The organism is Pseudonocardia oroxyli, assembly GCF_900102195.1.
Classification (GTDB): domain Bacteria; phylum Actinomycetota; class Actinomycetes; order Mycobacteriales; family Pseudonocardiaceae; genus Pseudonocardia; species Pseudonocardia oroxyli.
On sequence record NZ_FNBE01000002.1, the window covers coordinates 208,279 to 223,298 of the forward strand.

The 15,020-nt window shown below is 73.1% G+C and carries 14 protein-coding genes; 13 read left to right on the forward strand and 1 reads right to left on the reverse strand.

Annotation, left to right across the window (positions count from 1 at the left end; genetic code table 11):
* Window positions 1–121: 121 nt before the first annotated feature.
* Both BLS43_RS03580 and BLS43_RS03585 read left to right on the forward strand, forming a co-directional pair.
* Window positions 122–1,252: a glycosyltransferase family 4 protein gene (locus tag BLS43_RS03580; protein ID WP_218129696.1), complete on the forward strand. Its 1,131-nt coding sequence runs from the start codon at window positions 122–124 to the stop codon at window positions 1,250–1,252.
* Entirely contained in the window at window positions 1,249–2,349 is a 1,101-nt protein-coding gene (locus BLS43_RS03585; RefSeq protein ID WP_093076634.1) for a glycosyltransferase, read from the forward strand. The genes BLS43_RS03580 and BLS43_RS03585 overlap by 4 nt, the downstream gene beginning before the upstream one ends.
* A gap of 14 nt (window positions 2,350–2,363) precedes the next feature.
* Here the strand turns inward: BLS43_RS03585 and bla are convergent, their stop codons facing one another.
* Complete coding sequence (gene bla / locus BLS43_RS03590; protein WP_218129697.1) at window positions 2,364–3,239, reverse strand: class A beta-lactamase; 876 nt, start codon at window positions 3,237–3,239, stop codon at window positions 2,364–2,366.
* 85 nt (window positions 3,240–3,324) lie between these two features.
* Here bla and BLS43_RS03595 point away from each other — a divergent pair, with 85 nt between their 5' ends.
* From BLS43_RS03595 to nuoH, 11 genes are all read left to right on the forward strand, one after another.
* Window positions 3,325–3,906: a hypothetical protein gene (locus BLS43_RS03595; RefSeq protein ID WP_093076637.1), complete on the forward strand. Its 582-nt coding sequence runs from the start codon at window positions 3,325–3,327 to the stop codon at window positions 3,904–3,906.
* A gap of 122 nt (window positions 3,907–4,028) precedes the next feature.
* Complete coding sequence (locus BLS43_RS03600) at window positions 4,029–4,721, forward strand: demethylmenaquinone methyltransferase (RefSeq protein ID WP_093076640.1); 693 nt, start codon at window positions 4,029–4,031, stop codon at window positions 4,719–4,721.
* 145 nt (window positions 4,722–4,866) lie between these two features.
* Window positions 4,867–6,126, forward strand: coding sequence for a geranylgeranyl reductase family protein (locus BLS43_RS03605; RefSeq protein WP_093076643.1), 1,260 nt, complete (start codon window positions 4,867–4,869; stop codon window positions 6,124–6,126).
* Window positions 6,127–6,224: 98 nt separating this feature from the next.
* The gene (locus BLS43_RS03610) at window positions 6,225–6,590 is read left to right on the forward strand and encodes an NADH-quinone oxidoreductase subunit A (RefSeq protein ID WP_093076646.1); all 366 of its coding nucleotides are present in this window, start codon (window positions 6,225–6,227) and stop codon (window positions 6,588–6,590) included.
* A 4-nt stretch (window positions 6,591–6,594) separates the two neighbouring features.
* Complete coding sequence (locus BLS43_RS03615) at window positions 6,595–7,146, forward strand: NuoB/complex I 20 kDa subunit family protein (RefSeq protein ID WP_093076649.1); 552 nt, start codon at window positions 6,595–6,597, stop codon at window positions 7,144–7,146.
* A complete protein-coding gene (locus BLS43_RS03620) occupies window positions 7,146–8,003 on the forward strand; it encodes an NADH-quinone oxidoreductase subunit C (RefSeq protein WP_093076652.1) in 858 nt (285 codons plus the stop codon). Before BLS43_RS03615 ends, BLS43_RS03620 begins: the two co-directional genes overlap by 1 nt.
* The gene (locus tag BLS43_RS03625) at window positions 8,000–9,322 is read left to right on the forward strand and encodes an NADH-quinone oxidoreductase subunit D (RefSeq protein WP_093076655.1); all 1,323 of its coding nucleotides are present in this window, start codon (window positions 8,000–8,002) and stop codon (window positions 9,320–9,322) included. The genes BLS43_RS03620 and BLS43_RS03625 overlap by 4 nt, the downstream gene beginning before the upstream one ends.
* Complete coding sequence (gene nuoE / locus BLS43_RS03630; RefSeq protein ID WP_093076658.1) at window positions 9,319–10,038, forward strand: NADH-quinone oxidoreductase subunit NuoE; 720 nt, start codon at window positions 9,319–9,321, stop codon at window positions 10,036–10,038. The genes BLS43_RS03625 and nuoE overlap by 4 nt, the downstream gene beginning before the upstream one ends.
* Complete coding sequence (gene nuoF / locus BLS43_RS03635) at window positions 10,035–11,357, forward strand: NADH-quinone oxidoreductase subunit NuoF (protein WP_093076661.1); 1,323 nt, start codon at window positions 10,035–10,037, stop codon at window positions 11,355–11,357. Before nuoE ends, nuoF begins: the two co-directional genes overlap by 4 nt.
* Complete coding sequence (locus tag BLS43_RS03640) at window positions 11,354–13,738, forward strand: NADH-quinone oxidoreductase subunit G (RefSeq protein WP_093076664.1); 2,385 nt, start codon at window positions 11,354–11,356, stop codon at window positions 13,736–13,738. Before nuoF ends, BLS43_RS03640 begins: the two co-directional genes overlap by 4 nt.
* Complete coding sequence (gene nuoH, locus BLS43_RS03645) at window positions 13,735–15,018, forward strand: NADH-quinone oxidoreductase subunit NuoH (protein ID WP_245707277.1); 1,284 nt, start codon at window positions 13,735–13,737, stop codon at window positions 15,016–15,018. Before BLS43_RS03640 ends, nuoH begins: the two co-directional genes overlap by 4 nt.
* The last annotated feature ends 2 nt before the right edge of the window (window positions 15,019–15,020 follow it).

The following is a 15,020-nucleotide window of genomic DNA, read 5'->3' on the forward strand; positions in this document are numbered from 1 at the left end:
CACCGTCCCCGCGGTGAACTCTCCCCCGCGGGCCGGGGCGGCGCGCGAAGTTCGGGAGAGGTTCCCGCCGCGGCCACGTCCGCGACCCGAGCCGGCGCGGCGCGCGCGACACGGTGCGCGGGTGCGAGTCGCGATCGTGAGCGAGTGTTTCCTGCCGGTGATGAACGGCGTCACCCACTCGGTGCTGCGGGTGCTCGAGCACCTGCGCGCGGGTGGGCACGAGGTGCTGGTGATCGCGCCCGGCGCCGACGAACCGACCTCCTGGGAGGGCGTCCCGGTGGTCCGGGTGCCCGCGGTGGAGCTGCCCGTCGTGTCCTCCATGCCGGTCGGGGTGCCGAGCCGTCGGATCGTGAAGGCCCTGCGCGCCTTCCGGCCGGACGTCGTGCACCTCGCGGCCCCGTTCGTCGTCGGGGCGCGGGGGCTGTGGGCGGCCCGCAGGCTCGGCATCCCGACGGTCGCGGTCTACCAGACCGACGTCGCCGGGTTCGCCTCCTCCTACGGCCTCGGGCTGACCGCCCGGGCGGCCTGGCGCTGGACCTGCATGCTGCACGCGCAGGCGGACCGGACCCTCGCGCCGTCGTCCTGGGCGACCGAGGCGCTGCGCGAGCGCGGGGTGCCGCGGGTGCACCAGTGGGCCCGGGGGGTCGACACGCGGCGGTTCACACCCGGGAAGCGCTCGGCCGCGGTGCGGGCCGCGCTCGCGCCGCACGGCGAGCTGCTGGTCGGGTACGTCGGGCGGCTGGCGCCGGAGAAGCAGGTCGAGCGGCTGGCGTCGCTGGCGGGCATGCCCGGGGTCCGGCTCGTGGTGGTGGGGGCCGGGCCCAGCGAGGAACGGCTGCGCACGGCCCTGCCGGACGCCGCGTTCCTCGGCTTCCGCGGCGGCGACGAACTGGCCGAGATCTACGCCTCGCTGGACGTGTTCGTCCACACCGGACCGGCCGAGACCTTCTGCCAGGCGGTGCAGGAGGGGCTCGCGTCCGGGCTCCCGGTCGTCGCGCCCGACGCGGGCGGCCCCCGCGACCTGGTGCTGCCGGGCCGCACCGGCTACCTCGTGCCGCTCCCGCCCGAGGACGAGCCGGGCTGGCCGGACCTGCGGGTGGCCGTGGACCGGCTGCGCGATCCCGCGCTGCGGGCCGAGTACGGCTCCGCCGCGCGCCGGTCGGTGCTGCGCCGGACCTGGGGCGCGGTGTGCGACGAGCTGGTGTGCCACTACGGCGAGGTCCTGCGGCCCGGGGTCGCGCAGGCCGCATGAGGATCGTCCAGCTCGCCAACTTCTACGGCCCCCGCTCGGGCGGGCTGCGCACCGCGCTCAACGCCCTGGGCGGCGGCTACGTGGCCCGCGGGCACGAGGTGGTGCTCGTCGTGCCCGGCCCGCACGCCTCCGACGTCCGAGACGGCGGCATCCGGCGGATCACCGTCCCCGCGCCGCGGATCCCGGGCACCGCGGGCTACCGGGCCGTCGACCCCTGGCGGGTCCGCCGGCTCCTGGACCGGCTGCGGCCCGACGCGGTCGAGGTCTCCGACCGCCTGACCCTGCGCGGCCTCGGGGCGTGGGCCGCGGCGGCGGGCGTGCCGTCCGTGGTGATCTCCCACGAGCGGCTGGACCGGCTGCTGCACCAGTTCCTGCTGCCCGCGCCCGCGGCCCGCCGGGTCGCCGACGTCGCCAACGCCCGGATGGCGGCCGCCTACGACACCGTCGTGTGCACCACGGCCTTCGCCCGCCAGGAGTTCGACCGGATCGGCGCGCGGAACGTCCGCCAGGTCCCGCTGGGCGTGGACCTCGCGACCTTCTCCCCGGCCCGACACTCCGCGACCGTCCGGGGCTCGCTCGCCCGGGGTGCCGACGCCCTGCTCGTCCACTGCGGACGGCTCTCGCCGGAGAAGCACCCCGAGCGCAGCATCGACACCGTCGCCGCGCTCTGCGACGCCGGGCACCGGGTCCGGCTGGTCGTGGCGGGCGACGGGCCGCGGCGGGCGGCCCTGCAGCGGCGGGCCGCGGGCCTGCCGGTGGACTTCGTGGGCTTCGTCCCGGACCGCGCGCGCCTGGCCACCCTGCTGGCCAGCGCGGACGTCTCGCTGGCGCCGGGCCCGCACGAGACGTTCGGCCTCTCCGCGCTGGAGTCGCTGGCCAGCGGTACCCCGGTCGTCGTCTCCCGGTCCTCCGCGCTCCCGGAGATCGTGGGGGACGCGGGTGCCGCGGACTCCCCGGAGGACTTCGCCCGCGGCGTGACCACGCACCTGGCCGCCGACGAGCTCGTCCGCCGCGCCGCGTCCCGGGCCCGCGCGGAACGCTTCTCGTGGCCCGCGGCCGTGGAGGGGATGCTCGCTTCGCTCGCCCGTGCGCGGTAAGTGGTGCTAGAGCACTACTCACCGCTCACGAGCAGCGAAGCTGCGATCCGGGCGGCCTCGGCGACCGTCTCCGGGCTGCCGTTCGAACCCGGGTCCGCCGGGGCCGTGTAGACCGCCATGACCAGGGGTGCCCGGCCCGGCGGCCAGACCACCGCGACGTCGTTGATCTCGCCCTGGCCGCCCGCGCCGGTCTTGTCGCCGACCACCCAGTCCGCGGGCAGGCCCGCCTTGATCCGCGTCGCGCCCGTCGTGTTCGCCTTCAGCCACCCGACGAGGAGGTCCCGGCCCCCGGGGTCGAGGCCGTCGTCGAGGGCGAAGGAGCGCAGGTTCGCGGCCACCTGCGCGGGGGTGGAGGTGTCCTTGTCGCCGTCGAGGATGTTCAGGTCGGTCTCGGGGCGGTCCTGCCTGCTGATCATGTCCCCCTCGCGGCGCAGGAACCCGGTGAGCCGCTCGGGCCCGCCGAGGGTCTCCAGCAGCAGGTTCATCGCGGTGTTGTCCGACAGCGTCATCGCCGCGTGGCAGAGGTCGCGGACGGTCATCGCGTCGTGGCGCTCCGTCTCCGGGGAGTAGGTGACGAGAGCGCTGCGCGGGTAGGAGACCTGCTGGTCCAGCAGCCCCGGCCGGTCCACGCGCAGGGCGAGGATCGCGGCCGCGGCGAGCATCTTCGACGTCGAGCACATCAGGAAGCGCTCGTCCGCGCGGTGGGTGACGGTCGTCCCCGACCCCGTGTCCACGGCGAACACGCCGAGCCTGCCGCCGAAGCGGTCTTCGAGCGCGGCGAGCTGCGGGTCGTCCGCGGACGGAGGCGGTGCCGCGGGGCCGGGGGTGGCGCAGCCTGCGGCGACGAGACCGAGGCCGCCGAGGAGTACGGCGCGTCGAGAGGGGAGCACGTCACCGACCGTAGATCGTCGGTCACGGTCGGTCCTCCGTAGAGTCACGGATGTCCGATCCGACGCCGGCGGCGAGGCTCGGGACATGACGCAGAAGACCGTGATCGTGGAGCCGACCGGCGAGTACGCCGACGTCGACACCCGGCTGGCGCTCGACGCGATCGCCGGCCTGCTCGACGGGGACGCGGACGTCCGCGGGCGCACCGCCGCGCTGGTGGAGCTGGAGCCCGCCCGGTTCGCCCCGCCGGTGCTGTGCGCGCTGAGCGAGGTGCTGCTCGACCAGGGCAGGCCCGCGGACGCGGCCTTCTGGTTCTACGCGGGCCAGGTTCGCGCACGCTTCGACGCGAACCGCTGCACCGACCCCTCGGCGGGCGCGGCGGTGGGGGCGCTGACCGAGCGCTTCGGCGGCCCCGTCAACCGCTTCGCGTTCACCGACACCGCCCGGCTGCGGCGCACCGTGGTCCGCGCCGTCCTGTGGGACCGCGCCACCCCGCACGAGTACGACCACCGCTGGATCGCCCTGCACGGCATGGGGGCCTTCACCGGCGCCGGCGGGCCGCTCGCCATCCCGGCCGCGGAGTGGGAGCGGACCGCCCGCCGCACCCGCGCCGAGTACCTGCGCGGCCTGCGCGAGGCGCTGCGCAGCATCCCGCGGCCACGGAGCTGACCATGATCGCCGAAAGTGTGCGCTCACCGTCGTGAGCACCGCGGTGCGTGCACGCAAGCGGTGATCACGCAGCATTGGGAGCACGGAACGTGCGGTCGCCGTGGCCGCGTAGGGTTCAGCGCGTGAGCCGGGCCGAGCTGGACAAGGACCCCGCGGACGTCGCGGCGATGTTCGACGGGGTCGCGAAGCGCTACGACCTCACCAACACCGTGCTGACCGCCGGGCAGGACCGGCGGTGGCGCGCGCTCACCCGCGAGGCGCTCGAGCTGCGGCCCGGGCAGCGGGTCCTCGACCTCGCCGCAGGCACGGCGGTGTCCACGGTGGAGCTGGCCAAGTCCGGCGCCTACTGCGTGGCCGCGGACTTCTCGCTGGGCATGCTGCGCGCCGGGGCCGGGCGGGCGGTGCCCAAGGTCGCCGCGGACGCGCTGCACCTGCCCTTCGCGGACGGCTCCTTCGACGCCGTCACGATCAGCTTCGGCCTGCGGAACGTGGCGGACACCGCCCGCGCCCTCGGCGAGCTGGCCCGGGTCACCCGACCCGGCGGGCGGCTGGTCGTGTGCGAGTTCGGCACCCCGAGCTGGACGCCGTATCGGGTCGTCTACCAGGACGTCATGCTGCGGCGGGTGCTGCCCGCGATCGCCCGCCGGGTCTCCTCGAACCCCGATGCCTACACCTACCTGAGCGAGTCCATCGTGGACTGGCCGCCGCAGCGGCGGCTCGCGGAGATCATCGCCGGGGCCGGCTGGTCCCGGGTGGCCTGGCGCGACCTGGCGGGCGGGGCCGTCGCCCTGCACCGTGCCGTCCGACCGGCGTAGCCGGAGCGCCGTCCGACCGGCACGGCCGTAGCCCCGTCGATCTCCTCTCGAACCGGACGAAACGCGCCACGCCCCGCCTGGACATCCCGCCGAACTTCGTGAAACAGTTCACAAGTACCTCGTGAACCAGTTCACAAGGAGCGGTATGACGGCGTCCGATCCCACCACCGGCGCCGCCGGGCCGCGGGGGGACGACGCCGACGTGATCGTGGTCGGGGCGGGCCCCGCGGGCTCGACGGCCGCGGCTCACCTCGCGCGCGCGGGCCTCGAGGTCCTCGTGCTCGAGAAGGCGACCTTCCCGCGCCCCAAGGTGTGCGGCGACGGGCTGACCCCGCGTGCCGTCGGGCAGCTCGTCGACCTCGGCGTGGACGTGTCCGAGGCCGCGGGGTGGCGGCACAACCGGGGCCTGCGGGTCGTCGCGGGAGGGGCGAGCCTGGACCTGCCCTGGCCCACGGTCGCCGCCCATCCGGACTTCGGTGCCGTCCGGCCGCGGCAGGACTTCGACGCGCTGCTCGCCGACCACGCCCGCAAGCAGGGGGCCCGGGTCGTCGAGGGTGCCGCGGTCACCGAGGCCGTGACCGACCGCGGCGGCGTGGTGGTGGGGGTCCGCACGAAGGAACGCACCTACCGCGCCCCGCTCACCCTGGCCTGCGACGGCGTGTCCGCCCGGGTGGCGCGCTCGCTCGGCATGGCGAAGGACGACCGGCGCCCGCTCGGCGTCGCGGTCCGCGGGTACCACCCGCAGCCCGCGGACTTCGACGACACCTATCTCGAGACCCACCTCGAGGTGTGGGACCGCAGCGGCGCGCGGCCCCGGCTGCTGCCCGGCTACGGCTGGGTCTTCGGGATGGGCGACGGCACCGTGAACGTCGGGCTCGGCGTGCTCGCCACCGACCGCGGCTCGTTCGACTACCGCAGGCTGCTGCGGGAGTGGACCGCGGAGCTCGGGCTCGGCGAGGGCACGTCGGTCGGCGGCGCCGGGCTGCCGATGGGCTTCAACCGGACCCCGCACGCCCGCCCCGGCCTGCTCCTGGTCGGCGACGCGGGCGGCATGGTCAACCCGCTCAACGGCGAGGGCATCGCCTACGCGATGGAGTCCGCCGCCGTCGCCGCCCGGTGCGCGGTGCAGGCGCTCGCCCGGACGGGGGCGTCCCGCGAGGCCGCGGTCGCCGCCTACCCCCGGCAGATGAGCGAGATCCTGGGCCGCTACTACCGGCTCGCCACCCTCGCCGCCCGCCTGATCGGCAACCCCACGGTCATGCGCGTCGCGACCCGGCACGGGCTGCCGCGCCGGTCCACCATGCAGGTGCTGCTCAAGCTCCTGGCCAACCTCTACGACGAGAAGGAGGGGGAGTGGAGCGATCGCGTCCTCCGCACGCTGACCAGGCTGACCCCAGCCTTGTAAGGGTCACCTCACTCAGAGTGAGGTGACCGCGCACACGTAGGGTCCGCGCGACCCCACCCACAGCTCGCCCGGTGTAGTGCAGACGACGAAGGTGCACGATGCTCGATCCCTATCTGGCGCTGTTGTTCATGGCCCTGCTGGCCGGCGCGTTCGCGCTGTTCTCGGTCACGGCCGCGCCCTACATCGGCCCGCGCCGGTACAACCGGGCGAAGCTGGACTCCTACGAGTGCGGCATCGAACCGTCGCCGAAGCCGGTGGTCGGCACCGGTCGGATGCCGGTCGCCTACTACCTCACCGCGATGTTGTTCATCCTCTTCGACATCGAGCTGGTGTTCCTCTACCCGTACGCGGTCGCGGCGGACTCGCTGGGCCTGTTCGGCCTGGTCGCGGTCACCGTCTACATCGCCACGATCGGCTTCGTCTACTTCTACGAATGGCGCCGCGGCGGATTGGAGTGGGATTAAGCCCATGGGCCTGGAAGAGAACCTGCCCTCCGGGGTCCTGCTGACCAGCGTCGAGAAGCTGGTCAACTGGACCCGCAAGTCGTCGCTGTGGCCCGCGACCTTCGGTCTGGCCTGCTGCGCGATCGAGATGATGACGACGGGCGCACCCCGCTACGACCTCGCCCGCTTCGGCATGGAGGTCTTCCGGGCCTCGCCGCGCCAGGCGGACCTGATGATCGTGGCCGGTCGGGTCAGCAACAAGATGGCCCCGGTCCTGCGCCAGATCTACGACCAGATGCCCGAGCCCCGCTGGGTGCTGGCGATGGGGGTGTGCGCCAGCTCGGGCGGCATGTTCAACAACTACGCCATCGTCCAGGGCGTGGACCACATCGTGCCGGTGGACATGTACCTGCCGGGCTGCCCGCCGCGCCCGGAGATGCTCATGGACGCGATCCTCAAGATCCACGCGAAGATCATGGACGAGCCGCTGGGCAGCAAGCGGGCGGCCGAGCTGGCCGCCAGCGGGCACAAGACCGAGCTCATCCCGTCGTCGATCAAGTACGCGAAGAAGGCCTGATGAGCGAACCCACGGGCACCAGCAAGGACGGCGCCGAGCCCACCGGCGGCGCGCAGTCCTCCGCCGAGGCGAGCGGGCCCGCCACCGCCGAGCAGCGCGCCGCGGGCGGCGAGGCCCCGGCGGCGGGCGAGGTCGAGCAGACCGCCGAGTCCGCCGAGACCGCCGCGGCGCCCGAGGGCGGCACCCGGCTCGCCCCCACCCGCGAGCGGTCCGGCATGTTCGGCGTCCGCGGCTCCGGGGACACCTCCGGCTTCGGTGGCCTGCGCCTGCCCGGCTACGCCCCCGCCCCGGCCGAGCGGCCCTACGGCGGCTGGTTCGACGAGCTGGCGGACGACCTCGCCGCGGCGCTCGACGACCGCGGGGTGGCCCGCAGCGCCGTCCGGCAGATCACGATCGACCGCGGCGAGATCACGTTCTACGTCGAGCGGGAGCGGATCCTCGAGGTCTGCCGCACCCTCCGGGACGAGCCGGACCTGCGCTTCGAGCTCTGCTCCGGCGTGTCGGGCGTGGACTACACCGCGCCGGACGGCGCCGAGGTGCACCAGCCCCTGCACGTCGTCTACCACCTGCTGTCGATGACCTGGCGGCGACGGATCCGGCTCGAGGTCGCCCTCGACCCGGCCGATCCGCACCTGCCCAGCGTCGTGTCCGTCTACCCGACGGCGGACTGGCACGAGCGCGAGACCTGGGACATGTTCGGCGTGGTCTTCGACGGCCACCCCGCGCTCACCCGGATCCTCATGCCAGACGACTGGCGGGGCCACCCGCAGCGCAAGGACTACCCGCTGGGCGGGATCCCGGTGGAGTACAAGGGCGCGGAGATCCCTCCGCCCGATGAGCGGAGGGCGTACTCGTGACCACCGACCCCTACGCCACCGAGCGGCAGACCACCGAGGGCCCGGTCTACACGGTCACCGGCGGCGACTGGGACGAGCTGCTGGACAGCGTCGCCCAGGACGAGCACGACGACCGCATCGTCATCAACATGGGGCCGCAGCACCCGTCGACCCACGGGGTGCTGCGCCTGGTGCTGGAGCTGGAGGGCGAGACCGTCACCCAGGCCCGCTCGGTGATCGGCTACCTGCACACGGGCATCGAGAAGAACTGCGAGTACCGCACCTGGACCCAGGGCGTCACGTTCGTGACGCGCATGGACTACCTCGCGCCGCTGTTCAACGAGGCCGGCTACTGCCTCGGCGTCGAGAAGCTCCTGGAGGTCGAGGTCCCGCGCCGGGCCGCGCTGATCCGCGTGCTGCTCATGGAGATCAACCGGATCGGCTCGCACCTGGTGTGCCTGGCCACCGGCGGCATGGAGCTGGGCGCCCTCACCGGCATGACGGCGGGGTTCCGTGAGCGCGAGGAGGTCCTCCACCTGCTGGAGTACCTGACCGGGCTGCGCATGAACCACGCGTTCATCCGGCCGGGCGGCCTCGCCCAGGACCTCCCCGAGGACTGGAGGGAGAAGGTCCTCGACTTCGTCAAGGTCATGCACTCCCGGCTGCCGGACTACGACAACCTGCTGACCGGCCAGCCGATCTGGAAGCAGCGGCTGCAGGGCGTCGGGTACCTGCCGGTGGACGGCTGCCTCGCGCTCGGCGCCACCGGCCCGATCCTGCGCTCGGCGGGCCTGGCCTGGGACCAGCGCAAGATCGAGCCGTACTCGCTCTACGAGGAGTTCGACTTCGAGGTCCCCACGGAGACCGCCGCCGACTGCTACGCCCGCTACCTGCTGCGGGTGGCGGAGATGCGCGAGTCGCTGAAGATCATCGAGCAGGCCTGCGACAAGATCGAGCCCGGCCCGGTCATGGTCGAGGACCGCAAGATCGCCTGGCCCGCGCAGCTGTCCATCGGCAGCGACGGGATGGGCAACTCCCTCGAGCACGTCCGCAAGATCATGGGGCAGTCGATGGAGTCCCTGATCCACCACTTCAAGCTGGTCACCGAGGGCTTCCACGTCCCGCCGGGGCAGGTCTACTCGACCGTCGAGTCCCCGCGCGGCGAGCTGGGCTACCACCTCGTGTCCGACGGCGGCACCAGGCCGGTCCGCGTCCACGTCCGGGACCCCAGCTTCGTGAACCTGCAGACGATGCCGGCGATGAGCGAGGGCGGCATGGTCGCGGACGTCATCGCCGCCGTCGCGAGCATCGACCCCGTCATGGGAGGTGTGGACCGATGAGCGAGCGTGCGATGAGCGGCTTCGACGAGCTGACCCACGTGCGGGCGAAGGAGGTCATCGCCCGCTACCCGGTCGCCCGGTCCGCGCTGCTCCCGCTGCTGCACCTCGTGCAGTCGGTGGAGGGCTGCGTGAGCCAGGACGGCATCCGGTTCTGCGCCGAGCTGCTCGACCTGAGCACCGCCGAGGTCAGCGCGGTGGCGACCTTCTACACGATGTACAAGCGGACCCCGTGCGGCGAGCACCTGGTCAGCGTGTGCACGAACACGCTCTGCGCCGCCCTGGGCGGGGACGACATCTACCGGCGGCTCAGCGAGAGGCTCGGCGTCGGGCACGAGGAGACGGCGGGGGAGCCGGGCACCACCGGCTCGCTGACCCTCGAGCACGCGGAGTGCCTGGCGGCCTGCGATCTCGCCCCGGTGATCCAGGTCAACTACGAGTACTTCGACAACCAGACCGTCGAGTCGGCGGAGCGGCTGGTCGAGGCGCTGCAGCGCGGCGAGAAGCCGCACCCCACGCGCGGGGCCCCGCTGACCGACCTGCGGACCGTCGAGCTGGAGCTCGCCGGTTTCACCGAGGACCCGACGGTCGCCGCGGCGGCCGTCGCCGGCAACTCGGCGGCCCCGGAGACCCTGCGCGGCACCATGATCGCCGCCGAGCGGGGCTGGGCCGCTCCGGCGTTCCCCGACGAGATCCCCGCACTCCCGGAGAAGTCATGAGCGACATCCTGACCCCCGTGCTCACCTCGAGGTGGGCGCAGGAGAACTCCTGGACGCTGGAGACCTACGAGCGCACCGGCGGGTACCGGGCGATGCGCACCGCGCTCGCCGGGCACCCGGACCAGCTGATCCAGCTCTGCAAGGACTCCGGCCTGCGCGGCCGGGGCGGCGCGGGCTTCCCGACGGGCATGAAGTGGTCCTTCATCCCGCAGGGCGGCGAGGGCGCGGGCGCCAAGCCGAAATACCTCGTGATCAACGCGGACGAGGGCGAGCCGGGGACCTGCAAGGACATCCCGACGATGATGGCGGACCCGCACTCGCTCATCGAGGGCTGCATCATCACCAGCTACGCGATCCGCGCGAACTTCTGCGCGATCTACGTGCGCGGCGAGGCCCTGCACCCGATCCGCAGGCTGCGCGCCGCGGTCGCCGAGGCCTACGCGCAGGGCTACCTGGGCACGGACATCCTCGGCACCGGCTTCGACCTCGAGATCGTGGTGCACGCCGGCGCGGGCGCCTACATCTGCGGCGAGGAGACGGCGCTGCTGGACTCCCTCGAGGGGCGGCGCGGGCAGCCGCGGCTCAAGCCCCCGTTCCCGGCGACGGCGGGCCTCTACGCCAGCCCCACCGTGGTGAACAACGTGGAGACGATCGCCTCGGTCCCCTACATCGTGGCGGGCGGCGCGGAGTGGTTCCGCACCATGGGGTCCGAGAAGTCCCCGGGCCCGAAGATCTACTCGGTGTCCGGCCACGTGGAGCGGCCCGGGCAGTACGAGGCCCCGATGGGCATCACGCTGCGGACGCTGCTGGAGCTCGCGGGCGGGATGAAGGACGGGATCCCGCTCAAGTTCTGGACACCCGGCGGCTCCTCCACGCCGATGTTCACCGCCGAGCACCTGGACGTCCCGCTGGACTTCGAGGGCGCGGCGGGTGCCGGCTCCATGTTGGGGACGACGGCCGTGCAGGTCTTCAACGAGACCGTCTCCGTGCCGTGGGCGGTCATGAAGTGGACCGAGTTCTACAAGCACGAGAGCTGCGGCAAGTGCACCCCGTGCCGCGAGGGCACGTACTGGCTGGTCCAGATCCTGGAGCGGATGGTGCACGGCGAGGGCACCGAGTCGGACGTCGAGACCCTGCTGGACGTCTGCGACAACATCCTCGGCCGCTCGTTCTGTGCGCTCGGCGACGGCGCGACCAGCCCGATCACCAGCGGCATCAAGTACTTCCGCCAGGAGTTCCTGGACCTGATCGCCGAGCAGCCGGCCGTCGCGCGGCCCGAGCAGCTGGCCGATGTCGAACTGACCGGAGCCCCCGCATGACGACCACCGAGACCGAGACCGTCACGCTCACCATCGACGGCATCGAGGTCACCGCGCCGAAGGGCGAGATCCTCATCCGCACCTGCGAGCGGCTCGGGATCATCGTCCCGCGCTTCTGCGACCATCCCCTGCTCGAGCCGGCGGGCGCGTGCCGCCAGTGCCTGGTCGAGGTGGAGATGGGCGGGCGGCCCATGCCGAAGCCGCAGGCCAGCTGCACCATGACCGTCGCGGACGGGATGGTCGTCAAGACCCAGCACACCTCGCCCGTCGCCGACAAGGCGCAGCAGGGCGTGATGGAGCTGCTGCTGATCAACCACCCGCTGGACTGCCCGATCTGCGACAAGGGCGGCGAGTGCCCCCTGCAGAACCAGGCGATGTCCACCGGCCGCACGGACTCCCGGTTCGTCGAGACCAAGCGGACCTTCCCGAAGCCGCTGCCCATCTCGTCGCAGGTGCTGCTGGACCGCGAGCGCTGCGTGCTCTGCCAGCGCTGCACCCGCTTCTCCGACGAGATCGCGGGCGACCCGTTCATCGACCTGCTGGAGCGCGGCGCGAACCAGCAGATCGGCACGGCGGAGGACAAGCCCTTCCAGAGCTACTTCTCCGGCAACACCATCCAGATCTGCCCGGTCGGCGCGCTGACCAGCGCGGCGTACCGGTTCCGCTCCCGGCCGTTCGACCTGAAGTCCACGCCGAGCGTGTGCGAGCACTGCAGCTCCGGCTGCGCCTCGCGCACCGACACCCGGCGCGGCCAGGTCATGCGCAAGCTGGCCGGCAACGATCCCGAGGTCAACGAGGAGTGGCTCTGCGACAAGGGCCGCTTCGCCTTCCGCTACCTCGGCGCGAAGCAGCGGATCACCCGGCCGCTGCTGCGGGACGAGTCCGGGCAGCTCGTCGAGGTCTCCTGGACCGAGGCCCTGCGGGTCGCGGCCGAGGGGCTGCTCGCCGCCCGGGGCAACCGGGGCATCGGGGTCCTGGCCGGGGGGCGCCTCACCCGTGAGGACGCCTACGCCTACGCCAAGTTCGCCCGGGTCGCCGCCGGCACCCACGACGTGGACTTCCGGGCCCGGCCGCACTCCGCCGAGGAGCTGGCGTTCCTGCAGACCCAGCTCACCCCGACGGTCACGTTCGCGGCCGTCGAGGCCGCGCCGAGCGTGCTGACCGTCGGCATGGACCTGGAGGAGGAGTCGGGGATCCTGTTCCTGCGGGTCCGCAAGGCCGTGCGCAAGCACGGGCAGCGGGTGTTCACGCTGGGGCAGTGGTCCACGCCGGGCGTCGAGAAGACGCACGCGACCCTGATCAAGTCCGTTCCCGGCGCCGAGGCGAGCGTCCTGCGCGAGCTGTCCGTCGGGGGCGAGCTCGTGGACGCCCTGTCCGCCACCGGATCGGTGATCCTGGTCGGCGACCGGGCCGCCGAGGTGCCCGGTCTGCACTCCGCCGTCGCCGAGCTCGCGACCCGCACGGGTGCGCAGGTCGCCTGGGTCCCGCGCCGCGCGGGGGACCGGGGTGCCCTGGAGGTCGGCGCGGTGCCGACGCTGCTGCCGGGCGGGCGGCCCGTCACCGACGCGGCCGCGCGCGCCGAGGTGGAGCGGGCCTGGGGTGTCACGCTCTCGGCCGAGCCGGGCCGCAGCACCGACGAGATCCTCGCCGCCGCCGCGTCCGGTGCGCTGTCCGGGCTGGTCGTCGGCGGGGTGGACCCGCACGACCTGGCCGACCCGGCCGCCGCGCTCGCCGGGCTGGCGAACGTCGGGTTCCTGGTCAGCCTCGAGATCATGACCTCCGCGGTCACCGAGCTCGCCGACGTGGTGCTGCCGGTGGCCCCGGACGCCCACCGGGCGGGCACCTACGTGAACTGGGAGGGCCGCCACCGCCCGTTCGCGCCGTCGCTCGACGGTGGGGGTGTGCTGCCGGACTGCCGGGTGCTGGACACCCTGGCCGTCGAGATGGACGTGGACCTGTTCACCCAGACCCCGTCCGCGGCGGCCGGTGACCTCGACCGGCTCGGGCCCTACACCGGGACCTTCACCGCGCCGACCGAGCGGCCCGGCAGCACGCCGCGGCCCGCGCAGGTCGGCTCGGCGGTCCTCGCGACCTGGCGGCAGCTGCTCGACGACGGCGCGCTGCAGGTCGACGAGCCCGCGCTGGCGGGCACCGCCCGCGCCCCGCGGGTGCGCGCGAACGCGGCCACGGCCGAGCGGCTGGGGCTGACCGAGGGCGGGCAGGCGAGCGTCGCCACCGACCGGGGGGCCATCACGCTGCCGGTCGAGCTGGCCGACCTGCCCGACGGCGTCGTCTGGCTCCCGGCGCACTCGCCCGGGTCCCAGGTGCGGAGCACGTTGGGTGTCGGGCACGGAGCTCTGGTGAGGGTGACCGCAGGATGAACCTCCTCGCGCAGCAGGACGGCATGACCCACACCCAGCAGCTCCTGGCGGACGACCCGATCTGGCTGGTCCTGCTCAAGGTCGTGGTGCTGTTCGCCGTCGGCGTGGTGCTGACCCTGTTCATGATCAACTGGGAGCGCAAGGTCGTCGGCCGGATGCAGCAGCGTCCGGGCCCGAACCGGACCGGCCCCGGCGGCTGGCTGCAGTCCCTCGCGGACGGGCTCAAGCTCGCGTTCAAAGAGGACATCATGCCGGTCCTCGCCGACAAGAAGGTCTACTTCCTCGCCCCGGTGATCTCCACGATCCCGGCGTTCGTGGCCTTCTCCGTCATCCCGTTCGGCGGCGAGGTGTCGATCTTCGGCGAGCGCACGGTGCTGCAGCTGGTGGACCTGCCGGTCGGCGTGCTCGTGGTGCTGGCCTGCTCCTCCATCGGCGTCTACGGGATCGTGCTCGGCGGCTGGGCCTCCGGGAACCCGTACTCGCTGCTCGGCGCGCTGCGCAGCGCGGCGCAGGTGATCTCCTACGAGATCGCGTTGGGGCTCTCCGTCGTCGGCGTCATCCTCTACGCGGGCTCGCTGTCCACGGCGGACATCGTCGAGGCGCAGTCCGGCGGCTGGTACTTCTACCTGCTGCTGCCCAGCTTCGTGATCTTCGTGATCTCGATGGTCGGCGAGACCAACCGGGCGCCGTTCGACCTCCCGGAGGCCGAGTCGGAGCTGGTCGGCGGCTTCCACACCGAGTACACGTCGCTGAAGTTCGCGCTGTTCTTCCTGGCCGAGTACGTCAACATGGTCACCGTCTCCGCGATGGCGACCACGCTGTTCCTGGGCGGCGGGCGCATCCCGTTCCTCGGGCCGGTGAACGGCTGGATCGAGTTCGTCGTCTTCATCGCCAAGACGCTGCTCTTCCTGTTCCTCTTCATCTGGCTGCGGGGCACGCTGCCGCGCTTCCGCTACGACCAGTTCATGAAGCTGGGCTGGAAGGTGCTGGTCCCGGTCGCGCTGATCTGGACCATGATCGTCTTCGCCATCCGGGTGTTCCGCACCACGACGGGCGCGGAGAGCACGGCGGCGCTGGTCATCGCGATCGTGCTCGGCTTCGCGGCCGTGCTGACCATCGCGTTCATGCTGCCGGACCGCACCGAGGACGCGGCGGACGTCGAGCTCGCGAGCAGCTACCCGGTGCCGCCGCTCGACCTCGCCCCGCCCGGCCGGTCCCGGAAGCGGATCGCACGGGCCACACCCGATCCCGAACCCGCTCTCACCGGGAAGGAGGACTAGCA